At 37.4% G+C, this 24,345-nt stretch carries 23 protein-coding genes; 18 read left to right on the top strand and 5 right to left on the bottom strand.

Features of this window, described 5'->3' with window-relative positions:
- Window positions 1-62: 62 nt before the first annotated feature.
- From QPK98_RS04300 to QPK98_RS04270, 7 genes are all read left to right on the top strand, one after another.
- Window positions 63-1,076, top strand: coding sequence for an acyl-CoA reductase (locus QPK98_RS04300; RefSeq protein WP_310991810.1), 1,014 nt, complete (start codon window positions 63-65; stop codon window positions 1,074-1,076).
- Window positions 1,077-1,229: 153 nt separating this feature from the next.
- On the top strand, window positions 1,230-2,297 hold the full coding sequence (serC, locus tag QPK98_RS04295) for a 3-phosphoserine/phosphohydroxythreonine transaminase (protein WP_310991809.1): 1,068 nt from the start codon (window positions 1,230-1,232) through the stop codon (window positions 2,295-2,297).
- A 77-nt stretch (window positions 2,298-2,374) separates the two neighbouring features.
- On the top strand, window positions 2,375-3,331 hold the full coding sequence (locus QPK98_RS04290) for a D-2-hydroxyacid dehydrogenase (RefSeq protein ID WP_310991808.1): 957 nt from the start codon (window positions 2,375-2,377) through the stop codon (window positions 3,329-3,331).
- A 43-nt stretch (window positions 3,332-3,374) separates the two neighbouring features.
- Complete coding sequence (locus QPK98_RS04285; protein ID WP_310991807.1) at window positions 3,375-4,010, top strand: DUF937 domain-containing protein; 636 nt, start codon at window positions 3,375-3,377, stop codon at window positions 4,008-4,010.
- A gap of 230 nt (window positions 4,011-4,240) precedes the next feature.
- Complete coding sequence (locus QPK98_RS04280) at window positions 4,241-4,660, top strand: DUF6146 family protein (protein ID WP_310991806.1); 420 nt, start codon at window positions 4,241-4,243, stop codon at window positions 4,658-4,660.
- Window positions 4,657-4,959, top strand: coding sequence for a DUF6787 family protein (locus QPK98_RS04275; RefSeq protein ID WP_310991805.1), 303 nt, complete (start codon window positions 4,657-4,659; stop codon window positions 4,957-4,959). Before QPK98_RS04280 ends, QPK98_RS04275 begins: the two co-directional genes overlap by 4 nt.
- 366 nt (window positions 4,960-5,325) lie before the next feature.
- On the top strand, window positions 5,326-7,539 hold the full coding sequence (locus QPK98_RS04270; RefSeq protein WP_310991804.1) for a TonB-dependent receptor: 2,214 nt from the start codon (window positions 5,326-5,328) through the stop codon (window positions 7,537-7,539).
- A gap of 27 nt (window positions 7,540-7,566) precedes the next feature.
- Here QPK98_RS04270 and QPK98_RS04265 read toward each other — a convergent pair whose 3' ends face one another.
- Together QPK98_RS04265 and folE are read right to left on the bottom strand one after the other, a co-directional pair.
- Window positions 7,567-7,869, bottom strand: coding sequence for a hypothetical protein (locus tag QPK98_RS04265; protein WP_310991803.1), 303 nt, complete (start codon window positions 7,867-7,869; stop codon window positions 7,567-7,569).
- A gap of 299 nt (window positions 7,870-8,168) precedes the next feature.
- Entirely contained in the window at window positions 8,169-8,768 is a 600-nt protein-coding gene (folE, locus tag QPK98_RS04260) for a GTP cyclohydrolase I FolE (protein ID WP_310991802.1), read from the bottom strand.
- A 123-nt stretch (window positions 8,769-8,891) separates the two neighbouring features.
- Here folE and QPK98_RS04255 point away from each other — a divergent pair, with 123 nt between their 5' ends.
- From QPK98_RS04255 to QPK98_RS04220, 8 genes are all read left to right on the top strand, one after another.
- Window positions 8,892-9,551: an ABC transporter ATP-binding protein gene (locus QPK98_RS04255; RefSeq protein ID WP_310991801.1), complete on the top strand. Its 660-nt coding sequence runs from the start codon at window positions 8,892-8,894 to the stop codon at window positions 9,549-9,551.
- Between the two features lie 42 nt (window positions 9,552-9,593).
- Entirely contained in the window at window positions 9,594-10,358 is a 765-nt protein-coding gene (locus tag QPK98_RS04250; protein ID WP_310991800.1) for a TIGR02757 family protein, read from the top strand.
- A gap of 126 nt (window positions 10,359-10,484) precedes the next feature.
- Window positions 10,485-11,687 carry a sensor histidine kinase gene (locus QPK98_RS04245; RefSeq protein WP_310991799.1) on the top strand — a complete coding sequence of 401 codons (1,203 nt, stop codon included), beginning with the start codon at window positions 10,485-10,487 and terminating at the stop codon, window positions 11,685-11,687.
- Window positions 11,688-11,854: 167 nt separating this feature from the next.
- Window positions 11,855-13,783, top strand: coding sequence for a BatA domain-containing protein (locus QPK98_RS04240; RefSeq protein WP_310991798.1), 1,929 nt, complete (start codon window positions 11,855-11,857; stop codon window positions 13,781-13,783).
- Between the two features lie 138 nt (window positions 13,784-13,921).
- Window positions 13,922-15,178, top strand: coding sequence for a dihydroorotase (locus tag QPK98_RS04235; protein ID WP_310991797.1), 1,257 nt, complete (start codon window positions 13,922-13,924; stop codon window positions 15,176-15,178).
- Window positions 15,178-15,501 carry a hypothetical protein gene (locus QPK98_RS04230; RefSeq protein ID WP_310991796.1) on the top strand — a complete coding sequence of 108 codons (324 nt, stop codon included), beginning with the start codon at window positions 15,178-15,180 and terminating at the stop codon, window positions 15,499-15,501. The genes QPK98_RS04235 and QPK98_RS04230 overlap by 1 nt, the downstream gene beginning before the upstream one ends.
- A 51-nt stretch (window positions 15,502-15,552) precedes the next feature.
- The gene (locus QPK98_RS04225; RefSeq protein ID WP_310991795.1) at window positions 15,553-15,876 is read left to right on the top strand and encodes a DUF4870 domain-containing protein; all 324 of its coding nucleotides are present in this window, start codon (window positions 15,553-15,555) and stop codon (window positions 15,874-15,876) included.
- Window positions 15,877-15,949: 73 nt separating this feature from the next.
- Window positions 15,950-16,606, top strand: a complete 657-nt coding sequence (locus tag QPK98_RS04220; RefSeq protein WP_310991794.1) for an alpha/beta hydrolase — start codon at window positions 15,950-15,952, stop codon at window positions 16,604-16,606.
- A gap of 413 nt (window positions 16,607-17,019) precedes the next feature.
- Here QPK98_RS04220 and QPK98_RS04215 read toward each other — a convergent pair whose 3' ends face one another.
- Window positions 17,020-17,172 carry a hypothetical protein gene (locus tag QPK98_RS04215; RefSeq protein WP_310991793.1) on the bottom strand — a complete coding sequence of 51 codons (153 nt, stop codon included), beginning with the start codon at window positions 17,170-17,172 and terminating at the stop codon, window positions 17,020-17,022.
- Between the two features lie 60 nt (window positions 17,173-17,232).
- Window positions 17,233-17,817, bottom strand: coding sequence for an RNA polymerase sigma factor (locus QPK98_RS04210; protein WP_310991792.1), 585 nt, complete (start codon window positions 17,815-17,817; stop codon window positions 17,233-17,235).
- A 264-nt stretch (window positions 17,818-18,081) separates the two neighbouring features.
- Between QPK98_RS04210 and uvrA the strand changes: the two genes are divergently transcribed.
- The 3 genes from uvrA (at window position 18,082) to QPK98_RS04195 (ending at window position 22,894) form a co-directional block, all read left to right on the top strand.
- Window positions 18,082-20,859 (top strand): excinuclease ABC subunit UvrA, encoded by a 2,778-nt coding sequence (gene uvrA, locus QPK98_RS04205; RefSeq protein ID WP_310991791.1) that lies wholly within the window; start codon window positions 18,082-18,084, stop codon window positions 20,857-20,859.
- Between the two features lie 88 nt (window positions 20,860-20,947).
- Window positions 20,948-21,097, top strand: coding sequence for a hypothetical protein (locus tag QPK98_RS04200; RefSeq protein ID WP_310991790.1), 150 nt, complete (start codon window positions 20,948-20,950; stop codon window positions 21,095-21,097).
- 591 nt (window positions 21,098-21,688) lie between these two features.
- Window positions 21,689-22,894, top strand: a complete 1,206-nt coding sequence (locus tag QPK98_RS04195) for a hypothetical protein (RefSeq protein ID WP_310991789.1) — start codon at window positions 21,689-21,691, stop codon at window positions 22,892-22,894.
- A gap of 143 nt (window positions 22,895-23,037) precedes the next feature.
- Here the strand turns inward: QPK98_RS04195 and QPK98_RS04190 are convergent, their stop codons facing one another.
- Complete coding sequence (locus tag QPK98_RS04190) at window positions 23,038-24,318, bottom strand: glycosyltransferase family 4 protein (protein ID WP_310991788.1); 1,281 nt, start codon at window positions 24,316-24,318, stop codon at window positions 23,038-23,040.
- Window positions 24,319-24,345: the final 27 nt, after the last annotated feature.

The following is a 24,345-nucleotide window of genomic DNA, read 5'->3' as shown; positions in this document are numbered from 1 at the left end:
GTATTTAGTTTTTCTAACTTTGCACAAATTTAATGCCTATAAAGGGCAACTCCAAAAGAAGTATGCAATTAAAGGACAAAATTAACGCTTTTATCGGTTTGGGCAATTTCATGAGCCAAAACGAAATGACAATCGACGATTCGACTTTGAGGAAAGCAGAAGCCGAAAACGGATGGTTTACGCAAGAAAACATAAACTTTGCGCTAAAGAGTTGGGGTAAAGCCCTTTCCGAAGAAAATATAACACGCTGGTTGTCTGGTTACAAAATCCAAAAAACCGAAGCAAAAACCATAGCTGTTATTATGGCTGGAAACGTACCCTTAGTTGGTTTTCACGATTTTCTTTCGGTGTTGATTACGGGCCACAAAATCTTGGCCAAGCTATCGTCAAACGATAAAGTGTTGCTTCCATATATAGCCAAGCAATTAATAGCCATTGAACCCCGATTTGAAGCGTATATTGAATTTACGGAAGGAAGAATGAACAATTTCAATGCGGTTATTGCTACGGGAAGCAATAATACAGCGCGATATTTTGAATATTACTTCGGAAAATATCCAAACATCATCCGTAAAAACCGAAATTCGGTTGCAGTTTTAACCGGAAATGAAACAGCAAAAGATTTAACAAATCTTGCCGATGATATTTTTAGGTACTTTGGCCTCGGTTGCCGTAACGTTTCAAAAATATACATTCCGGAAGATTATGATTTTGAAGCTTTTTTTAAAGGAATGTTCAGTTGGAAAGAGATTATTCACAACCATAAATACATCAATAATTACGATTACAACAAGGCAGTTTACTTAATGGACAGCCTTCCGCTTCTGGATAATGAATTTATGCTACTCAAAGAAGATCCAGGGTTCTCCTCCCCTATTTCGGTAGTTTTTTATGAAAAATACACCTCAAAATACGCCGTAAAAAAGCGATTGGAAGCAGAAGCTGAAAACATTCAATGCCTGGTATCAAAAGCAGGTCTGCCCAATGAAATTACTTTCGGAAAAGCCCAGCATCCCGAATTATGGGACTATGCCGATGGTGTGGATACCATTGAATTTTTGTTGAAAATTTCTTGATAAAAATAATGTAATCCATACATTTTTAGAGTCATAATTTACATCTTTGCGCTATAATTTTTTAGAAAAGTGAAATGCCGTTGCTGTGTTTCTCGTATTGAAATCAGCATAATACCAAAAGAAAGCATTTTCTTTTTGAGCTAAAACTTCCAGATGAAAAAACACAACTTTAGTGCGGGACCTTGTATTTTACCACAATCGGTTATGCAGAAAGCAGCTGATGCTGTTTTAAATTTCAACAATTCTAACCTATCGTTGATTGAGATTTCGCATAGAAGCCCCGACTTTACCGAAGTAATGGAAACCGCGCAAAGCCTAGCATTAGAGCATTTAGGCCTTAGGGATAAAGGATATAAGGCCCTTTTTCTGCAAGGTGGTGCCAGTTTACAATTTGTAATGGCTGCCTATAACCTTCTAGAAACCAAAGCCGCCTATCTCAATACAGGAACTTGGAGCTCCAAAGCTATAAAGGAAGCTAAAATCTTTGGCGAAGTTGTAGAGGTTGCTTCCTCAAAGAATGAAAACTTCAACTATATCCCGAAGCATTATAACATACCAAAAGATGCAGATTATTTTCATTTCACTAGTAACAACACGATCTTCGGAACCCAAATAAAAGACTTCCCGGAAACCTCGGTGCCTATGGTCTGCGATATGAGCAGCGATATATTTTCACGGCAACTCGATTTTTCAAAATTCAGTATCATTTACGCTGGAGCACAAAAAAACATGGGACCTGCCGGTACTACCCTAGTGGTAGTAAAAGAGGATATTTTAGGAAAGGTTTCACGAGAAATCCCATCTTTATTAAATTACCAAACACAAATTGAACGCAATAGCATGTTCAATACACCATCTGTTTTTTCGGTTTATGTTTCCATGTTAACCCTAGAATGGTTAAAGGATTTAGGCGGAATTCCGGCAATTGAAAAAGTAAACAATGAAAAAGCCAGAGTTTTATATGCCGAAATTGACAGAAATCCACTGTTTAAAGGATTTGTAGCGAATAAGGAAGATAGATCTATTATGAATGCAACCTTTAACCTCAGTGATCAAAAATTAAAATCACGCTTTGACAAACATTTAAAACAAGCTAGCATTAGTGGTATAAATGGGCATAGAAGTGTTGGTGGATATCGTGCTTCTATCTATAATGCTATGCCGTTGGCAAGTGTAAAAGTCTTGATTGAGGTAATGCAAGAAGTAGAACAGAAAGCATAAAAACAAATAAGCCGCTGCTTTAAAGTGAGCTAAACGTGCTCGTCTTTACCTGTAGCGAAACAAAACCAAAGAAAGTTATGACAGTATTAGCCAACGACGGAATTTCACAAAGCGGAATCGACATACTAACCGATGCCGGCTTTAAGGTATTAACGGTGCATGTGGCGCAGGAACAACTAAAAAACTATATCAATGAGCATAAAGTTGAAGTGCTTTTGGTACGCAGCGCCACCAAGGTTCGGAAAGATATTATTGATGGCTGCCCATCATTAGAGCTTATTGGCCGTGGCGGTGTAGGCATGGACAATATAGACGTGGACTACGCAGGAAAAAATGGAATTGAAGTGATAAACACCCCGGCCGCATCTTCAGAATCAGTAGCAGAGCTCGTTTTCGCACACTTGTTTGGTGGCGTTCGATTTCTATACGACTCCAATAGAAACATGCCACTAGAAGGTGACACAAAGTTTAAAAACTTAAAAAAGGCCTATAGTTCTGGACGTGAGCTTAACGGAAAAACTTTGGGTATTATTGGCTTCGGAAAAATTGGGCGCCAAGTAGCCAGAATAGCTTTGGGTTGCGGCATGAAGGTTATTGCAAGCGACCATCAAGTAGGAGAAGCAGACATTAAACTAGACTTTTATGACGGTCAAGAAATCACGCTAAAGATTAAAACTGCTCCAGTTGATAAACTTATAAAAAATAGCGATTTTATTAGCCTACACGTACCTTCTCAAGCCGGTCATTTAATTGGTAGAGAAGAAATTTCAAAAATGAAGGATGGCGTTGGAATCATCAACACCTCGCGAGGTGGAATCCTTGATGAAGTTGCATTACTGGAAGCAATTGAGGATGATAAAGTTTCATTCGCGGCTCTTGATGTTTTTGAAAATGAACCCTCGCCTTCGATTAAAGTCTTGATGAATGAAAAAATATCGCTTAGCCCGCATATTGGAGCTGCTACCAACGAAGCGCAAGACCGAATTGGCATCGAGCTGGCCGAACAAATAATCAATAAAATGGCCAAGGCTTAGCAATTTTAACTATTTTAGTGCTTTAATTAGAAAATTTGACACAATGGCTTCAATTTTAGATTTATTAAGTAGTGATATGGGCAAACAGCTCATCAAAGGTGCAAGTGCACAAACAGGACAATCTTCAGATAAAACTGCAACCGTTTTAAGTATGGCACTTCCAACAATACTGGGTGCAATGCAGCGCAATGCTGAATCGCCAGAAGGTGCAAAAAGTTTGAATAACGCGTTGGAAGATAATCGTCACGATGGTTCAATTTTAAACCAATTGGGTGGCCTTTTAGGAGATGGCGGTGCAGACTCAAGCCTCATGAATGACGGGGCAGGTATATTAAACCATGTATTGGGCGGAAAGCAATCAAAAGTAGAAAACAATATTAGTCGTGCAAGCGGGGTTGACTCTCAATCGGTGGGTAAAATTATTCAAATGGCGGCTCCAGTTATAATGGGGCTTCTAGGCAATCAAAAACGAAAAAATAATGTAGATCAAGGCGGCATAGGAAGCCTATTGGGTTCTATGTTAGGAAAAAGTAACGATCACGATCAATCTTTAATCACAACGCTTTTAGACTCTGATGGCGATGGGAGCGTTATAGACGACGTTGCTGGAATGTTCCTGGGCGGCAATAAAAACAAAGGTGGAATTGGCGACATGCTAGGTGGTTTGTTTGGAAAGTAAAAACCTCCAATTACACTTTAAATTACAGTACCGTCTTAAATTAGTTTAGGGCGGTATTTTTTTTTGAATGTTAAACTCTGAACCGATTCAAGTTACATTCCTTAACTTTGCAAAAAATGAACGTTTATAGGGTCTAGTTTAGAATCTAAACCGAAGCGAGTAATTAATTTGGTAAACTATCGTAAATAAAATACCTGATAACATCCCCAAATTCAAAACCTTTTATCCCGATGAAAAAACTCATACTTTTATTTTCAATTTGTATTGCTATTTACAGCTGTGGAAGCAGTACAACTATGAACGGCTCTTCCGGTTCGGACGTTATTAAGAATGATACCATTCGCATTGGGAATGAAAGTCTTGATTATGAAATTATAATCATAGAACCTGGTTTTGACTCTTGGTTGGTCTCTCAACCCCCTCGTGGACACTACGGGCAGTCACTTTTAGAGGCAAAAAACCAAATCTTTGTAGCTGAATTTAACAATCGGGTTTTAAACCCGGGCACATATTCTAAGAAGTTATATGGCGAACAGATTAACTACGACCCAACAGTAGATTATGGCTACGAAGTAAACTATTTACTCTACAATTACTTTGTTTACTTTCAAGAAAAATACGATCAAACCTTTAATAGTGGAAGAAAGTGAAAAAGCTTAAGGAACGTTGGAATGTTGAAACCAACGGACAACTTTTTATAATATTTTTGGTGTTTGCCATTACCGGTAGTTCTGCGGCCAAATTAGCAGGGCCCGTAACCGAATTTCTTGAAGTTAAGCGGGAAATGGGCTGGTATATCTATTGGCCATTTCGTCTTCTGGTAATTTTTCCGGCCTACCAAGTACTCTTGGTCTTTTTTGGATGGTTATTTGGCCAGTTTCAATTTTTCTGGGATTTTGAAAAGAAAATGCTTCGTAAAATGGGGCTTGGTTTTTTGTTTAAGCAATGACTTCAAAAAAGGAAATATTTAAATTTATTTTTGCTGCGATCTTTTCGCTGGCTTTGCTGTTTCCTAGTTTCGTACAACTTGCCCATACATTTGAAGACCATAAACACGAAGTCTGTATAGACTTTAGCGTTCATATTCATAAAAAACAACTAGATTGTTCTATTTATGACTTTCACTTTTCATTATTTAATTTTGAAGTAGATCCTCCTTTCAAATTTGCGGCGACAAATAGTTTTCAGACAACGGAAACACATTATCTTCTGCCCGAATTTACCATAAATGCAGTACACTACTTCCTAAGAGGCCCACCACTAATTTCTTGATTTTACAGGCTTAATCTTTATTATTAAAAAAAAATCAGGAAACATGAAGAACCTTTTATGTTTGCTTGCATTGCTATTTACTTATATAGCAGCAAGCGCACAAAACTCATTAACAGGAACAATAATCTCAAAACAACAAAACCAGCCTATATCAGCAACGGTCTATATTCCACAATTGGAAAAAGGAACCGTCGCCGATTTTGACGGCAAGTATCAATTAAAAAATATCCCAGACGGCAATTATAATGTCGTGTTTTCATCACTTGGTTATGCAAGTATTTCAAAAAAAATAACGTTTTTAAACAACAGCGAAATACTCGAAAACATTGAAATGGAAGCAAGTGCTGTAGAAATGGAAGAAGTAATTGTATCTACTCCATTCCATAAATTACAGAGCGATAACGTAATGAAAGTAGAACGTATTTCTACTGCCGAGTTAAACGCAGCTGGTGCCGTAACCCTAGCAGACGGTATTAAAAACATTGCGGGCGTAGCTATTATAAGCACGGGAACTGGAATAGGAAAGCCCGTAATTCGCGGGTTGAGCTCCAATAGGGTATTAACATACACCCAAGGTGTTCGTTTGGAAAATCAACAATTTGGTGATGAGCACGGCTTGGGCATTAACAATTCTGGCGTTGAAAGCGTAGAAGTGATTAAAGGACCTGCCTCCCTGCTCTACGGAAGCGATGCCTTGGGCGGCGTACTTTACCTAAACCCTGAAAGATTTGCAATTTCTGGTGAAACGCATGGCGATTTAAGCAGCACCTATTTTTCAAATACCTTGGGAACTTCAACTAATATCGGGGTTAAAACTTCTGGCGATAAACTTAAATTCCTCGCTCGTGGTTCTTATTCCGCATTTAGCGATTATGATACGGGTTCAGATTATCGCGTAACCAACTCTAGGTTTAATGAAAAAGATTTAAAGACTGGCATTCAGTATTTGGGTGCGAAGTTTAAATCTACGTTGCGGTATAACTACAACCGCTCAAACATTGGTATTCCAGAAGAAATTGGCAGTCAAAGTCAATCAAAAAACTTGGAGCTTCCGTTTCAGGAAATTGACAACCATATCTTGAGTTTTGACAATACTATTTTCTTAAACAATTCCAGTTTAGACATTAAAATGGGGTATTTGTTTAATGATAGACGTGAGTTTGAAGATGAAACTGACCATGCAGAACTACGCATGAAATTGAGCACTTTCAATTACGATGTTAAATATAACCTTCCAGAATTTGGGAATTTTGAAACCATAATTGGATTACAAGGGATGTTTCAAGACAATAAAAATGAAGGCGCCGAAATATTAGTTCCAGACGCCAAAACCACTGATATTGGCATTTTAGCCACCTCTCACTATCATTTAGAGAAAATCGATTTACAAGCTGGAATCCGTTTTGATAGTCGGAAAATTAAAACCGATGCCGCTCGAAACCCAGTTGATGAAAACTATATTCCGGCACTCAATAAAACCTTTACAAGCTTTACGGCTGCTTTAGGTGCGAAATTTGATTTAGTTGAAAATCTTTCGGCGCGGGTAAACGTAGCAAGTGGATTTAGAGCTCCAAACTTGGCGGAGCTTACCTCCAATGGCATACACGAAGGTACAAACCGATATGAACGAGGAAACGAAAACTTAACTAACGAACAGAATTTTCAAGCTGATGTTTCTCTAGAATACAGAAATAAGCACATTGAGTTTTTTGCGAACGGGTTTTATAATTCGGTAAACGATTACATTTTTATTTCACCTACAAACGAAGTTATAAATGAAACCCAGGTTTATGATTACCTTCAAAACAATGCGAATCTTTACGGCGGAGAGATTGGGTTTCACCTACATCCGCATCCTCTGGACTGGCTACATTTGGAGAGCAGCTTTGAAACTGTAACCGGTAAATTGAGCAATTCTGACTATTTACCACTAATTCCAGCAAACACATTGCGAAACACCTTTAGAGTAGAACTAAACGATGGCGAAATTAGAAAATACACTTCCGCATTTATAAGTCTTGAAAATACATTCGACCAAAAGAATATCAGTGATTTTGAAACCAACACGGGTGGATATTCACTTTTAAGCGTGGGGATTGAAAGTAGCTTTAAGGTTAATAGAGCCTTGTTTACATTGGGTTTAAACGGAACAAACCTAACTGATAAAAAATATATGGCGCACCTGTCTCGATTTAAACCAGATGGAATTTTAAATATTGGCCGGAGTATAAATGTAAATTTAAAAGTTGAAATTTAACAAGAAAGCCCCAAAATGGGGCTTTTTTTATTCGTTTACTTCAACTTCAATGGTGTGAGGAGTAGGTTGTTTTTTCCAAACGTATGTATAAAACCACATTAAAGTAAAGGTCGGAATTACATCGGTAAAAGGTAGAATTTCTTCTAAAAACACAACTACCGAAGCAATTTTTCCTTCCGTTCCTTTATACATTTCGTTCATTTTCTTTGCGGCAAAAGGCGCCCAAATAATATCTAAAAATGGGCCCACCATCGGGATGACCATAGAAACCATACCAATAAGGTCAAAGATTATTCCCTGCCGTAATACTTTATATTTTTCGTCTTTCATTTATGCTTTGTTTGATTCTAAATATAATAAATTAAAAAACATTCCAAAAACACACTCGTATAAAAACGTGAGAAAATCAATTAGTCATGTCCGACTAAGACATAAGACGTAAGACTTGCTTTTTAATAGATTGAAAACTAGATAAAATTGATTAAACATACTTTTTAATCGATAAATTTTGATGCTAAGTATAATAGCATGCTGTCATTAAATAAAAATATTCTAATGACCTATTATCTTTGACCCAACAAATTTTCTCACTCTTTTAATCGGACACTAATGAAATACAATTAAACTATCTAAGACAAATCGCTGCTAATCAGCTTTAGAAATTCATTTCTTGTTTGAATGGCCTCAAACTGTCCGCGAAACCCAGATGTAGTAGTAACGCTGTTTTGTTTTTGAATGCCACGCATCATCATGCACATATGTGAAGCTTCTATGACTACAGCAACTCCCTTCGGCTTTAATGTGTTATTTATACATTCCAAAATATCATGGGTTAATCGCTCTTGAACCTGAAGCCTACGGGCAAAAACATCAACAATTCTAGGTATTTTACTTAGACCGACTATCTGCCCATCGGGAATATACGCTACGTGTGCTTTTCCAAAGAACGGAAGAATATGGTGTTCGCATAGGGAGTATAACTCTATATCTTTAATTACCACCATATCCCGATACGATTCAGCAAACATGGCACTTTTTAATATTGCTTCTGGATCTTGACAATGACCAGAGGTTAAAAACTGCATGGCCTTTGCGGCTCTTTCGGGTGTTTTTACAATTCCTTCTCTGGTAACATCCTCTCCTATTCCCTTTAAAACTTCGTTGTAGTTTTTAATTAAATTATCCGTTACCGGTTTGTCGTATTCTTCAAAATATTTATAGGAAGCCATTTGCAGTTTTTGTTTAAAAAATTGACTTCAAAAGTAAACCGATAATATGAAATAACAACAATATCTTTAATAGGATTGTGTTATAGCACGATAAATAGTACTTTCACATTTTAATTTTGAAGTATGATTGAAGCCCAAAATATACATAAAAGCTATGACGATTTACATGTGTTAAAAGGAGTAGATCTTCATATAAAAAAAGGTGAAATAGTATCAATAGTCGGGGCTTCAGGAGCTGGAAAAACTACCTTATTGCAGATAATTGGAACCTTAGATTCGTTTGAAGACTCCAAAACCAATTTACGTATAAACGGAGTGGACATCGGCTCGCTTTCCAGAAAAAAATTGGCGAAATTCAGAAATGAAAACCTGGGGTTTATATTCCAGTTTCATCAACTATTACCAGAATTTACGGCAATTGAAAACGTATGTATTCCCGCATTTATAAAAAATACACCAAAGCCCGCTGCCATTAAAAGAGCTAAAGAGTTGCTCTCTTTTCTCGGGCTTTCACATCGCGAAAACCACAAGCCAAACGAGCTTTCGGGCGGAGAGCAGCAAAGGGTTGCCGTGGCACGCGCACTTATTAATAATCCTGCCATAATTCTTGCTGACGAACCCAGCGGAAATCTAGACACCGAAAGCGCAGAAAACCTACACAACCTCTTTTTTGAGCTACGCGATGAGTTTGGGCAAACCTTTGTTATTGTTACCCATAATGAAGAATTGGCAGATATGGCCGATCGAAAGCTCGAAATGCAAGATGGATTAATTATAGATTAATGCGAAAATTACAAAAACTGAACATTAAAAAAATTCACTCCAATGAATAAAAGTGAATTAAAGTCATTCCTAGACGAAAAAGTCAGAATTTACAACAATCCAAACTTTATTGAAACTGACCCCATTCAAATTCCGCATCTGTTCTCGAAAAAAGAAGACATAGAAATAGCTGGTTTTTTGGTGGCAACAATTGCTTGGGGTAACCGGAAGAGTATTATTAAAAATGGAAACCGATTGGTTGAATTGATGGGGAATTCGCCCTATGATTATGTATTGAATTTTTCCAACAGCTCCACAGATGCACTTTCGGGTTTTGTTCATCGCACTTTTAACAGCGACGATTTGACTTACTTTTTTAAATCGCTTCAAAACATTTATAAAAACCATGGCGGTTTAGAAAAACTTTTTGCCAAACATGCTGAAGCAAATTCTTTGCAAATTTCTATTCATCACTTTAAAAAAGTGTTTTTTGAACTCGACCACCTTTCTAGAACAGAAAAACACGTGAGTGACCCCTTAAAGAATTCTGCCGCTAAAAGAGTTAATATGTTTCTGCGCTGGATGGTTCGCAATGACAATACAGGAGTAGATTTCGGATTATGGAAAAGCATCGATCCTTCTGCCCTTTCTTGCCCGCTGGACGTTCACAGCGGAAACGTGGCCCGTAAACTCAATTTATTAGGCCGGAAACAAAATGACGCCAAAGCCGTAACCCAATTAGATTCAGCTTTGCGGAATCTAGACCCAGACGATCCAGTAAAGTATGATTTTGCACTATTTGGGCTCGGTGTTTTTGAACGGTTTTAATTAAAATTTTAACCCAATTCGCACAATCCAATACATTTAAACAAATATTTGTAAATTGTCGTACATTTACCACTCAAATCTAAACATTATTGTTATTAGGTTTAAAGATAAAATCGAAAGTAGGCTTTGATAAAACCAGATTTTCCCATTGATGAACAGCAGCGGTTGGAGGCCGTACGGTCATATCAGTTGTTAGACACACTTCCTGAAAAGGACTTTGACAACATTACAGCGCTTACCGCTAGTATATGCGATGTGCCTATTTCATTGGTGACGCTTTTAGATGCAGATCGCAATTTTTTAAAGTCCTACTACGGTTTAAACTTTAACGAGTCTCCACGCGACACCTCTTTTTGCGGGCATGCCATTTTGGAAGAAGACAATCTTTTTATTGTAGAGGATGCTCGGAAAGATCCGCGTTTTAAAGACAACCCGCTTGTTAGCGACATGCAAGCTATTTTTTATGCAGGCGTTCGTTTGGTAAATTCTGAAGGATATCCGTTGGGCACGCTTTGTGTTTTTGATACAAAACCTCGAACCCTTTCAAAATCACAGAAAAATGCACTAACTTCATTAGCCTATCAAGTTGTTAATCTTTTTGAGGCCAGAAAGCGCAACAGAACATTAATGCAAGTGCAACGGGAGCTAAAAGAAAAGAATGAAGAGCTAAAGAACTTTGCAGGCATTGTTTCGCACGATATGAAGATGCCATTAGCAAATATGATTATCACCTCAGACATACTCCGTTCTAAATACGGATCACTTTTAGATGAACAAGGAAAAGACTATTTGGACTATATAAAACAATCTTCCTTTACCTTAAGTGAATATATTACAGGTCTATTAGAACATTACGAGAGTGATAAAACGGCATCTTTAAGTGAAGAAGCCTTTGATAGCCATGATCTTTTAGAAGAAATAATTGAGTTGCTAAACATTAATATTGATTGCGAAATCAATCTTCCTGAAGAAAACATTGAAATGCATGCCAATAAATCTGCTTTAGAGCAAATAATCCTGAATTTGGTTGGCAATAGCTTAAAATACAACGATAAGGACAAGGTGAAAATAGATATTAGTTGCAGAGAAGAGAGCGACTATTATTATTTTACCATTGCCGATAATGGCATGGGAATCGCCAAAGAAAAACTACCCAACATCTATGAACTTTTTGGAACAGCAGGTACTTTAGACCGCAATGGAAAAAAAGGAAATGGCATAGGCTTATCCACAGTTAAAAAGTTAGTAAACAGACTAAATGGAGAAATTGAAGTCTCTTCCAAACTAGGTGAAGGTACCACCTTTTCGTTTAGCATCAAGAAAAATTAAGCTTTATAAAAATCAATACTTCATTGACACTTTACGGTTGTGATATTTGAACTTTAGATGCTATTTTAATCACTTTAAAACCCAAAAGAAAAACTATCTTTAGCTTTACCATTAAGAAATAGGATTTATTACGTTCCATTTTCTATCTTTGAGCAATATTTATAGGAATGCAGTTTAAACACCCAGAAATTCTTTACGCCCTTTTCCTGCTGCTCATCCCAATTTTTATTCATCTATTTCAGCTTAGGCGTTTTCAAAAAGTAGATTTTACGAATGTCGCTTTTCTAAAAAAGGTGACTATCCAAACCAGGAAAAGCTCGCAACTTAAAAAATGGCTCACATTACTCATGCGTTTGGCCGCGTTGGCATGTATTATTGTTGCTTTTGCCCAGCCATTTACAGCTTCAAAAACCGCATTAAGTCAAGAAAAAGAGACGGTTATTTATATAGACAACTCCTTTAGTATGCAGCTTAAGGGAGAAAAAGGACCACTCCTAGAACGGGCATTACAAGATTTATTCAACAAAACCGATACTTCAGGTAAACTGAGCTGGTTTACAAATAATTCAGAAAAAAGGAATAGTGCTCCACAAGATTTTAAAAATGAGGTTCTCAGCATAGGTTATTCGCAAAACCAGATGAGTCCGAGCCAAGTTGTACTCAAGGCCAACCAACTTTTCTCCAATGAAAGTGGCGTATTAAAACGTTTGATTTATATTTCAGATTTTCAACAGAAAGATAAACTCCCCGCCCTTCCAGAAAACCTAATGGTTGATGCTGTACAGCTGAAACCCGTAAAAGCAATAAATATTGCCTTAGACAGCGTTTATATTGCCTCAAAAAATGCGAGTACCACACAATTAAAGGTCAAAGTTTCAAAACAAGACAAAACCCTTTCAACATCTACAATTTCGTTGTTTAATAAAGCGAATCTAGTAGCTAAAACCGCTCTAGACCTTTCGCAAAGCAACGACGGAATCACAACCTTCGATATTGAGAACGAAAATGAATTTATTGGAAAGTTACAGATAAACGACCCCAACCTTCCTTTTGACAACACCCTGTTTTTTAGCATTAATAAGCCTGATAAAATTAAGGTTTTGACCATTAATGAAGCTGATGGAAGTTTTTTACAACGCCTGTTTGAAAAAGAAGAGTTTGAGTTTACGCAACAAACCTTTAAAAGCCTTAACTATAATGTCATTCCCAATCAAAATTTTGTTGTTTTAAACCAATTAGAAGAAATTCCCACATCATTAAGCACCGCCTTAAAATCTTTTAGTGACAATGGCGGTAGTGTACTTGTTATCCCTGCTGAAAAAGTAAATTTAGAACTTTATAACAGTTTTTTACAAACCATGGCTATGGGTGTAATTTCAAAACAGGAAAATCAAGATAGGAAAATCACAAAAATTATATTTGACCACCCATTGTTTCAGGGTGTTTTTGAAAAAAGAGTCACCAATTTTCAATATCCAACCGTAAACTCTTTTTATTTCCTTACCTCCAATGCCACTCCGGCTCTGGCTTTTGAAGACAATAATCCGTTCTTACTTCAAAAAAACAAAACTTTTTTCTTTACGGCAGCAATCAACAAGGCTAATTCAAATTTCCAAAACTCGCCTTTAGTAGTTCCCACCATTTATAATATGGCACAACAAAGTTTGCCTTTACCGCGACTTTATTACACTATTGGAAAACAAAATACAATCGCGATACCTGCAAAATTAGGCTCTGATGAGGTTTTAACCATAAGCGACTCTATTGTGAAGTTTATTCCACTTCAGCAATCAAAAGCGAATCACGTTTTAATAACGACCACTGATAATCCAGATAAAGCGGGGAATTATCAAGTAGTTAAGGAAAATGAAGTTTTAGAAAACATAAGTTACAATTACTCCCGAAATGAAGGAGTCCTAAGATATTCAGACCCTAAAGATTGGAAAGGCGTACAGGTATATAAGAGTATTGACAAGCTTTTTGAATCTATTGAAGAAGCCAATTCAATAAACAGTTTTTGGAAATGGTTTGCTATTTTTGCACTAGTGTTTTTAATTTGTGAAATGCTTATTCTAAAATTTCTAAAGAACAAGTAGAAAAGATAACATGGTGCAAAAAAACAAATTCATAATATTGACCGCCTTTATTATTGAAATGTGAATTGGAACAGCCAATGCATTATAAAAAGTGAGCTTATAGGGCATAACCAAAATGCGAACCTTTAATTTTAAAATATGAACATTTTACTAAAATCCGCTACCATTGTTGATGCCTCAAGCAGCCATCATCTTAAAAAGCGCGATATTTTAATTGAGAAAGGCAAGATTTCAAAAATCGCCTCAAGTATTTCTTCCTCAGAAAAAGTAAAAACGGTTTCACTTGAAAATCTACACGTTTCCCAAGGATGGTTTGATAGTAGTGTGTCTTTTGGGGAGCCTGGTTTTGAAGAGCGGGAAACTATAGAAAACGGGTTAAAAACAGCGGGCTTAAGTGGGTTTACCCAAGTGGCTGTAAATGCCAACACCTACCCCGTAACCGACAGTAAAGGCCATATAAAGTATATAAAATCAAAAGCCGAAGGAAGTGCCGTAAGCCTCTACCCTATTGGCGCCTTGACTATTGGCAGCAAAGGGATTGACTTAGCCGAGCTATACGATATGCAGCAGGAAGGAGCCGTTTCCTTTTACGACTATAAGCATCCAATTGCCAACCCTAACCTGTTAAAAATTGCCCTTCAATACACTCAAAACTTTGATGGTTTAGTTCAATCGTTTCCCATGGAGAAAGCCGTATCTAAAAATGGCTTGGTTAACGAAGAAGTAAACAGTACACGGCTTGGCCTAAAGGGAATTCCCGCGCTTTCCGAAGAATTACAGATAATAAGAGACCTTTACATTCTGGAATACACCGGCGGAAAACTTCATATTCCCACTATTTCTACAAATAAATCGGTGCAGCTTATCAAAAATGCCAAGAAAAAGGGACTAAATGTTACCTGTAGTGTTCCTGTTTTCAATCTTGTTTTAACCGATTCTGTACTGGAAGAGTTTGACACTAATTATAAACTACTACCGCCACTAAGAACAAAAGAAGACAACCAAGCCCTTGTAAAAGGATTAAAAGAAGGCACGATTGACGGAGTGACTACCGACCATAACCCGATTGACGTAGAACACAAAAAAACCGAATTTGAGCAGGCACTTTTTGGAAGTATTGGTCTAGAAGCCTGTTTTGGCGTGTTAAACAATCGCATTGGGTTTGAGAACGCCGTAAAGGCCCTAACGGGATTAAAGAACACTTTTAAAGTTTCTTCTGGAAGTATTGAAGAAAATCAAGTAGCAAACATTTCACTTTTTAACCCAGATGGCTTGGCTATGTTTACGGAGGATAAAATTCTTTCAACTTCAAAAAACGCGGCATTATTAAATAGAAAAACCAAGGGCGATGTATATGGAATATTTGCCAACAACCAGCTAATAACTAAAATGTAATGCGCACGGCTACACCCTTAGGAAAATCTACAGCACTTATTGCCTATGCCCCATTTGTAGGGTTTATCATTGCTTTTTTTATCAATAAAGATGAAAATTATGCGTTTGCCACCTGGCATATCAAGAATATGTTTGGTCTTTTTGTTTTGTTTATAATTTCACTTGTAATCCAAGGCCAGGTGAATGTGATGGCTGGCGACGCCCTTTGGCTGGTTTGCTGCATTCTTTGGCTGTATTCCTGGGCAATGGCTGTTTACAATCAACGGAAAGGGATTCCTTTTTTGAGTGAAAAATTTCAAGATTGGTTTACGTTTTTAAGTTAAAAGTATTGGTTACCTTTAAATTTTTAGGAATTTAATCTAAACACAAAAATTATGGATACAAGCACTGATAATGGTAAAACGGTAGGCATAATTGCCTATATAACCCTGATAGGATGGATTATTGCGTTAGTGATGAACAATAACAATAAAACGGCATTTGGCTCATATCACGTTCGACAAGCTTTAGGAATTATGTGTGTAGGTGTTGTTCTAGCAATACTCTCTGGCTTTATTGGTATATGGATAATTTCAACGATCATAAATCTTGCAATATTGGTATTATGGATTCTTGGATTGGTTAGTGCCGTTCAAGGAGAAATGAAACCAGTTCCTGTAGTAGGTGAGAAATTTCAAGAATGGTTTCAGGGAATTTAATTATAAATAGTTTAACAGGACCTTTTATGCTGCTACTTCATCAGTTTGAAAGGTCTTGCGTATTTTTGCAGTTATGGAAAAACAGTCTTTACTTCTAGAACACAATTATAAACCAGCTAAAAACGCGTCTGAGAAAGCTCCGGCTATAATAATGCTCCACGGATTTGGAAGCGATGAAAACGATTTGTTTTCGTTTGCCAGCGAGTTGCCCGAAAAATATGCGGTTATCTCCTTAAAGGCACCAATTAAAATGGAACCCTACGGCAATGCTTGGTATAATATTTATTTTAACGACTCACAAGGGAAGTTTAGCGATGATAAACAAGCCATTGCTTCTAGAGAATTAGTTGCCAAATGTATTGATGAAATTGTTGAAAAATACAATATAGACAATGAAAACGTAACGCTTCTGGGGTTTAGCCAAGGAACAATTTTAAGTTTTGCCGTGGCATTGAGCTATCCTGAAAAAGTAAAAAACGTGATCGGGCTTAGCGGCTATATAAATGAAGAAATTCTTAAAGCAGGCTACAAGGACAACAGTTTTAATCACTTGAGTGTTTATACCTCACACGGAAGTGTAGATCAAGTAATTCCGGTTCAATGGGCTCAAAAAACCGAACCCTTTCTAAAGAACTTAGATATTGATTGTGTGTATTCAGAATACCCTGTTGGCCATGGTGTAGCACCACAGAATTTCCAGGATTTTAAAAACTGGTTGAGTAAGCGGTAGGTTTGGGAAATTAGATATTTGCCCATAAAAAATTTAATTCACAAACAAGACTGATCATGGTGGTTGAGTGAATTTTAAGCAACGGCATCAAATTCAAGTTTGAATCGAGATCATGATGAATATTATAGGTGTTTTTCACTTCATAACAACTAAGCTAAGAAGCAATAAAAGTATAAGCCCTTAATATTTAAAATTTTTGAAAAATGAGACAATTTTTCTCCGGTAATAGCTTTAGTTTTATTCAAAATAGGGCCTTTAGGTAGATTTAAATAGTACCCCATACTTTTTGAAACTATAAAAAGAAAGATAAACGCTGAAAGCAAGGTTAATACGAGTGCCTATTTTGTCGGTATTTTTTAACCATACGACATAAAAAAAACCCCGAAAAGCTAATTCCGGAGTTTTTCCAAAGTTTAGTTTAGAAGCGCTTCAAACTTCAATTTATTGCATTTTATAACACTTAAAGCCATCGAATAATCCAGAAGAAACTTTACTGTTTCCTCCTTTGGAACAAGTTTTTTATTCACGCCGTCCACACGTGATGTTTCAGAGTAGAATTTTTGCATAAAATATTGTTATTTTGAGGGTTATTTCAAAAATAACGTAGCAAAAATTAATTTATTGTTTCAATTGGTTAATATTATATTATGTTTCTCAATCACTTTTCGCAAATTAATGAGTGCGTACCGCATTCGGCCTAAAGCTGTATTAATACTTACTCCAGTCTGCTCGCTTATTTCTTTAAAGCTCATGTCTTTATACATGCGCATTACAAGCACATCTTTTTGGTCTTCGGGTAGCTCTTCAATCAATCTACGCACATCATTTTCAACCTGACCTTTAATCATTTGTTTTTCAGCATTGGGTGAATTATCACTTAGAACCGAAAAAATATCAAAATCGGTATTGTTCTCAAATTTAGGTATGCGATTACTTTTTCTAAAATGGTCTATAACGAGATTATGTGCAATACGCATAACCCAAGGTAAAAACTTACCTTGTTCGTTATAACCGCCTTTTTTTAGCGTTTTTATAACTTTAATAAAAGTATCCTGAAAAACATCTTCAGCGATGTCTCTATCAAATACCTTAGAATAAATAAAACTGTATATTCTTTGTTTGTGACGAGTTATCAACTCGGAAAGTGCAGATTCATTACCGTCAATATACGCGCTAACAAGAAACGCATCGGAGCTATTACTTTGCTTCATATCAATACTTTTTTTAATAAATAAACAACTGTGATTTTGGTTGCTTGATTAAAATGTTTATTTGTTAAAAGTAATGATCAGCGTATAGGCAATATTTTTATATGATGTTAAGAACCGTAAATATAACAACAAAGAGTTCACAAATACAAAAAAAAGGTTAAATTTTTCTTTAAACATTAAAATTAACCACAAAAGTGCATTCGTAAAAACGATATGGTATCTTTGCAATTCTGAATTTTTCAGGAATAAAAAAGAGATTTTAATTTGAAGACAGATACGGTAGATACAAAAAAGAATATCCTTATTCAGGGTGCCAAACTTCACAACCTTAAAAACATTTCAGTAGCTATCCCTCGCAACAAAATGGTTGTAATCACGGGGCTTTCTGGCAGTGGAAAATCCAGTCTAGCTTTTGATACGCTTTATGCAGAAGGCCAACGCCGCTATGTAGAGAGTCTTTCCAGTTATGCCAGGCAGTTCTTAGGGCGGTTGGACAAACCAAAGGTAGATGCCATAAAAGGAATTGCGCCCGCAATCGCGATTGAGCAAAAAGTAAATTCTACCAACCCGCGATCTACTGTTGGCACTTCAACCGAAATTTACGATTATCTAAAACTGCTTTATACCCGAATTGGTAAAACTATTTCGCCCATTTCTGGGAAAGAAGTGAAAAAGGATACTACCACAGATGTTATAAATTTTATCAAAAACTTTCCCGAAGGTGAAAAAATGCTGCTCCTTGCCCCTATCCATCTGGAAGAAGGCCGAACTATGGAAAATAAAATCCAAGCCTTGGCACAGCAAGGGTATTCCAGGATCAAAGTTAAAGATGAAGTTTTACGAATTGACGATTTAAAAGGAAAAACATTTCCGAAGAAAATCGATTTGGTAGTAGATCGAATTATTACCAAAAATGAAGAAGACTTTTATAACCGATTGGCAGATGCGGTAGAAATAGCCTTTTTTGAAGGTAAGGGAGAGCTGTATATTGAAGTCTTGTCTTCAAAGAAAACAATGGAATTCAATAATCGTTTTGAAGCCGACGGCACCACCTTTATGGAGCCCAACGTGCATCTCTTCAGCTTTAACAATCCGTATGGTGCCTGCCCTGTTTGCGAAGGCTATGGCGATGTAATAGGGATAGATGAAGAGCTGGTAATTCCAAACACGGCACTTTCTATTTTTGAAAACGCCATATTTGCCTGGCGTGGCGAAAGTATGAGCTGGTATCGAGACCAACTGGTAAACAATGCCTACAAGTTCGATTTCCCCATCCACAAACCTTGGTTTGAACTAACCGAAGCGCAAAAGCAATTGGTTTGGGAAGGCAATAAATATTTTGAAGGCTTAAACTCGTTTTTCTCGTTTTTGGAATCGAAGAGCTATAAAATCCAAAATAGGGTAATGCTTTCGCGATACCGGGGAAAGACCAAATGCGCCACTTGTAACGGAAAACGACTTAGGCCAGAAGCGGGTTACGTAAAAATAAACGATACCGCTATTCAAGAATTGGTGGAATTGCCACTAGACAAAGCCGCAGATTTTTTTAAAAATCTCAAACTTTCAGATTACGATGCCAAAGTAGGAAAACGTCTGCTGCTTGAAATTAATAATCGACTCGGTTTTTTAAGAGACGTTGGTTTGGGCTATTTAACCTTAAACCGAAAGTCCAACACGCTCTCCGGTGGCGAATCGCAGCGCATTAACCTTGCAACCTCTTTAGGAAGTAGTCTTGTGGGTTCAATGTATATTTTAGACGAACCCAGCATCGGACTTCATCCAAAAGACACCGAACGGCTTATCGTGGTTTTAAAAGCACTTCGCGACTTAGGGAATACTGTTATTGTTGTAGAACACGACGAAGATATTATGAAAGCGGCGGACGAAATAATCGATATTGGTCCCCAAGCTGGAACTTTTGGCGGCGAGGTGGTTGCCCAGGGGAATTTTGCTGAAATATTAAAATCCGATTCGCTTACCGCAAAATACCTAAATGGCGAAATGGAGATTGAAGTGCCCAAAAAACGGCGTACTTCCAATAACAAAGTCTCTATTACCGGTGCCAGACAAAATAATTTAAAGAATATTGATGTTACCTTCCCATTAAATGTTTTTACGGCGGTAACAGGTGTTTCAGGAAGTGGAAAAAGTACCTTGGTAAAGAAAATTCTATACCCTGCCCTACTGCGCCAAATTGGGGGTTATGGCGAAAAGCCCGGACAGTTTTCAGAAATTAATGGCGATTTCAAAACTATAAAAAGCATCGAATTTATTGATCAAAATCCAATAGGTCGCTCCAGCCGAAGTAATCCTGTAACTTATATTAAAGCTTATGACGATATTAGAAGTTTATATGCATCACAAAAACTATCTGATATAAGAGGGTTTAAGCCGAAGCATTTTTCATTTAATGTAGATGGCGGGCGTTGTGAAACCTGTAAAGGCGAAGGTGAAGTTACCGTAGAAATGCAGTTTATGGCCGATGTACACCTACTATGTGACACCTGTAACGGAAAACGTTTTAAAAAGGAAGTTTTGGAAGTTACGTTTCAGGAAAAAAATATAGACGATATACTCACCATGACGGTAGATGATGCCGTGGCGTTCTTTGGCGAAAACAAACAAGCTAAGATTGCTGCAAAATTACAACCTTTACAAGATGTTGGGTTGGGCTATGTGCAACTGGGCCAAAGCTCCTCAACCCTCTCTGGCGGTGAGGCACAGCGGATTAAACTTGCTTCGTTCCTGGTTAAAGCAACAACTAAGGAAAAAACGGTATTTATTTTTGACGAACCCACTACAGGCCTACACTTTCACGATATTAAAAAACTGTTGAACTCCTTTTACGCTTTGCTGGAAAAAGGACATACCGTTATTGTAGTAGAGCATAATTTGGAACTCATAAAGTGTGCAGACCATATTATAGACCTTGGTCCCGAAGGTGGCGAAAAAGGTGGAAACATCATTGCAGAAGGTACTCCAGAGGAAGTCGTAAAGAATAAAAAATCATGTACTGCTGGATATTTAAAAGAGAAAGTTTAAAACAATACTTTCTGGAACACTTATTAAAATTAAACCAATAAGACTTTTAGTTAGTTTTTGGTTGGTTAGTTTTTAAAATCCGTCGCAAATGGTAAAACATTCCGGCGGATTTTTTAATTGTGCACCGCAGTTTTTAGAAAAAGCGCTGTTGGTTGCCCTGATTTTTGGCTATCTGGACTTAAGTAAGTTGAACTCCTTTGGAGTTCTAAACGATAGTGGAATCATTTTCCTCGGATAAAACCTTCATTTCATTTCGCTTCTATCCGAGGTTATCAACAGTAAACCCCTCTGGGGTAGTCAGCGGCATATATTTTTGATCTGCCGTAGCATACTCCGAAGGAGTTTAACCTTAATAACCCTGTACAAACGCAGTGCAGTGTAGGGTTACAATGCTCCAATCCGCAAGAACCCCGAAGCGGGTTCAACATAAAAAATCATGTACTGCCGGATATTTAAAAGAGAAAGTTTAAAACAATACTTTCTGGCACACTAATTGAAATTAAACCAATAAAGACTTTTAGTTAGTTTTTGGTTGGTTAGTTTTTAAAATCCGTCGTAAATGGTAAAACATTCCGGCGGATTTTTTAATTGTGCATCACAGTTTCCTATTCAATTTCAAAAACACTTTTACTTCCCCTTTAAACTTATTGCATTTTCATTTTTAAGCCATATTGCTGATAATTGGAGCCGGTAAATCCCTTACTTGGCGCGCGGTTGAAGCACATAACACCCCGCTCATTTAAATCGTGGCACGGTCGTTGAATACTTATAAGCATACCCGAGCCACTTTAAGCGTTTCGAGTATCACGAACCCTTAAAATCCTACATTATGAAAAACATTGCACTTATATTTAGTATTCTTTTAATGGGACTTTCTGCAAATGCAGCTTCCCCTGAAAGTGAAAACACCTATAAAAGAGGCTACGATGGCAGCGCATACATCTTTGTTGAAGGTGATGTTGAATTCTCCGTATTTCCTGATGGGCAATTCGACTTTGTTTATGTAGGGCCACAAAAAGCTTCGCAAGTAAGCATACGATCACGAAACGTTAATATTAGCTTTAATTCTGGTTATGATTATGAGGCCTTTGTTCAGTATGACGACTATGGCGGGGTTATACAAATTGAAACCGTCCCCATATATTATGATGAATACGGACGGATTGCCCAAGCTGGAAACGTTGATATTCGGTATAACGACCGAAGAATCGTTCGGGTTGGTGGTTTGCACATTGTGTATAACAATCGTGGGTATTTTTCGCATGTAAATGGCATAATAAACTCGTACAATCCGTATTATATTTATCGCCCATGGCATGTGTATTACGCTAGACCTTTATACAGTCATTGCATAGTCTATGACAGACCTTATAGAAAATACTATAACCCTGTGCGCTATAGCTACCACCGTCATATTTCTTACTACAAAAACAGACACCGTGTGGCCTATAAAAATGCACGTAGAGATTTTTACAACCCAGGAAGTCGTGTTTATGATAAGCGAGGAAGGTCGTCTAAAAACACGAATTACGACCCAAGTAGAAAAAATACGATGATTGCCACTAGCAATACCCGTAACAATGCTTCGGTACGGAACAATACTTCGCGAAAAAACAAGACCGTTCGTTCTAATACCACTCGTAATACAAGAGTTAAAAATAGTAGGAGCAATACTAAAAATGTAGTTGGTAATGACCGAAATAATACACGTGTAAAACGCACCAATACAAGAAATAGTGTTAAACGCAAAGACAACCCACGAACTGTTAGAAAATCGAACAGTCAAAATACTACGGTAGGTTCAAAAAATACGAGGACTGTTGGCAGGAATAAAACCGCACAAAAACGAACTCGAAATGTTGCCACCAACAATAGAAGCAATTCAGTTTCAAAAAGTAAAAGACGGACTCCGCAACGAAAAACCATAAGTAGAAGTACCGTTAAAAGATCTAGTACACCCTCAAGAAGTAGAACTATGACAACTTCAAGAAGAAGTTCTTCTAGAGGAACAAGCGCTACGCGAGGAAGAGGTTAAAAATAGTTTTTGGTTGGTTGATTAAGCCTCCGTGATTTACTTTTAGTGAAGATCGGAGGTTTTTTTATTGAGCCAAATGGGAACAAAGATCCAAGACTAAAAGGAAACAGGACACAAGATTTTTCTACCGATTCGACTACCGACTATAAACCAGCAATAACAGCAGCCATTTGTCGGGTCAGCTCCCTCCTACTAAATTTTTCAATCCCTTTTGAAGCAACCTCTAGATTTCCGTTTTTAAAGTGTTTATAACACTGTAGCAACTCAGAATTCAATGCATCGGCTTCGGAATAACTAAAGAACGTTCCGGCGTTTGTTTCCGTGATAATTCCTTCAATATCGCTTTCATTGGGGCCCAAAGCAATAATGGGGCGTTTTGCCGCCAAGTATTCAAAAATTTTTCCTGGAATAATGGCTCGGGTTTCCGGTGAGTCTATTTCTACCAAAAGAAGGATCTGACTATCCTTTTGAAGTTTTATGGCTTCGGAATGAGAGACGTAACCCAAGAACTTACAGTTATCTGCCAGTCCGAAGTTGGTAATGCTCTTTTTTACTTCTTCACTCACAGCCCCGGCAAACTTCAAGGTCAAATCATTTTTAAAGGAAGGATTTTCTTTGCAAATTTCAGCAATTACTTCCCAAAGTACTTTCGGATTTCTTTCGCTTAACAACGAACCAATATGCGAAATTGAAAACTTGGTATCTCTCTTTGAAGAAGCAGCTAAACTAACATCATAGCCATTGGTAATTACGTGAATGGGCTTAGTGGTGATGGCTTCAAACTCCTTTTTGGTGGTTGGGCTGGTAACGGTAATCGCATCGGCAGTGTTTAATACCGATGCCTCCAAGGCTTTATGCTTGCGTTCCGAAGCTGTATTTAAACGCAGCGATTTATGATAATGAATTGTTGTCCACGGATCGCGAAAATCTGCAATCCACCTCACATCTAACGTTTTTTGAAGTTTTTGCCCTATAAGATGAAGACTATGTGGCGGCCCGGTGGTTATAATAACGTCAACAGGGTTTTTGGTGATATACTCTGACAGAAATTTAACCGAAGGTTTTACCCAACCCACGCGGGCATCTGGGATAAAAAAGTTACCTCTGATATAGAGCATCAGCTTCTCCATTGCCGAGACATCTTTTTTTGAAATAATACCGCTACTAAACTGCTTGGTTTTCTTTTTGGAGAAAAGTTTTGCAAACCGATATGGCTCGCTAATTGGTTGCTTAATTATTTCAAAATCAGAAGAAATTTCAGATGAAAAGTTAGCATCAACCAAGGGGTAGTTTGGGTTTTCTGGTGCATAAACAATGGGCTCTACATCAAATTCCCTTAGGTATTTTACAAACTTTAGCCAGCGTTGTACGCCTGGGCCACCTGCTGGAGGCCAATAGTATGTAATAATAAGTGCGCGTTTCAAAATGGCTTTGAGAAATTTATAATTAAT

Source organism: Aequorivita marina, assembly GCF_031631895.2.
Classification (GTDB): Bacteria; Bacteroidota; Bacteroidia; order Flavobacteriales; family Flavobacteriaceae; genus Aequorivita; species Aequorivita marina.
This window is presented reverse-complemented; position numbering and strand designations above follow the sequence as displayed.

Bases quoted from the DNA above. Each gene is read 5' to 3' on its own strand.
- QPK98_RS04270 (WP_310991804.1), top strand. From the start codon at position 5,326: ATGAAGAACCTTTTATGTTTGCTTGCATTGCTATTTACTTATATAGCA.
- folE (WP_310991802.1), bottom strand. From the start codon at position 8,768: ATGGCTTCCTATAAATATTTTGAAGAATACGACAAACCGGTAACGGAT.
- QPK98_RS04230 (WP_310991796.1), top strand. From the start codon at position 15,178: ATGCGCACGGCTACACCCTTAGGAAAATCTACAGCACTTATTGCCTAT.
- QPK98_RS04210 (WP_310991792.1), bottom strand. From the start codon at position 17,817: ATGAAGCAAAGTAATAGCTCCGATGCGTTTCTTGTTAGCGCGTATATT.
- QPK98_RS04250 (WP_310991800.1), top strand. From the start codon at position 9,594: ATGAATAAAAGTGAATTAAAGTCATTCCTAGACGAAAAAGTCAGAATT.
- QPK98_RS04195 (WP_310991789.1), top strand. From the start codon at position 21,689: ATGAAAAACATTGCACTTATATTTAGTATTCTTTTAATGGGACTTTCT.
- QPK98_RS04280 (WP_310991806.1), top strand. From the start codon at position 4,241: ATGAAAAAACTCATACTTTTATTTTCAATTTGTATTGCTATTTACAGC.
- QPK98_RS04290 (WP_310991808.1), top strand. From the start codon at position 2,375: ATGACAGTATTAGCCAACGACGGAATTTCACAAAGCGGAATCGACATA.
- QPK98_RS04235 (WP_310991797.1), top strand. From the start codon at position 13,922: ATGAACATTTTACTAAAATCCGCTACCATTGTTGATGCCTCAAGCAGC.
- QPK98_RS04300 (WP_310991810.1), top strand. From the start codon at position 63: ATGCAATTAAAGGACAAAATTAACGCTTTTATCGGTTTGGGCAATTTC.
- QPK98_RS04215 (WP_310991793.1), bottom strand. From the start codon at position 17,172: ATGCAAAAATTCTACTCTGAAACATCACGTGTGGACGGCGTGAATAAA.
- QPK98_RS04200 (WP_310991790.1), top strand. From the start codon at position 20,948: ATGGTAAAACATTCCGGCGGATTTTTTAATTGTGCACCGCAGTTTTTA.
- QPK98_RS04285 (WP_310991807.1), top strand. From the start codon at position 3,375: ATGGCTTCAATTTTAGATTTATTAAGTAGTGATATGGGCAAACAGCTC.
- QPK98_RS04220 (WP_310991794.1), top strand. From the start codon at position 15,950: ATGGAAAAACAGTCTTTACTTCTAGAACACAATTATAAACCAGCTAAA.
- QPK98_RS04255 (WP_310991801.1), top strand. From the start codon at position 8,892: ATGATTGAAGCCCAAAATATACATAAAAGCTATGACGATTTACATGTG.
- QPK98_RS04240 (WP_310991798.1), top strand. From the start codon at position 11,855: ATGCAGTTTAAACACCCAGAAATTCTTTACGCCCTTTTCCTGCTGCTC.
- QPK98_RS04225 (WP_310991795.1), top strand. From the start codon at position 15,553: ATGGATACAAGCACTGATAATGGTAAAACGGTAGGCATAATTGCCTAT.
- QPK98_RS04265 (WP_310991803.1), bottom strand. From the start codon at position 7,869: ATGAAAGACGAAAAATATAAAGTATTACGGCAGGGAATAATCTTTGAC.
- serC (WP_310991809.1), top strand. From the start codon at position 1,230: ATGAAAAAACACAACTTTAGTGCGGGACCTTGTATTTTACCACAATCG.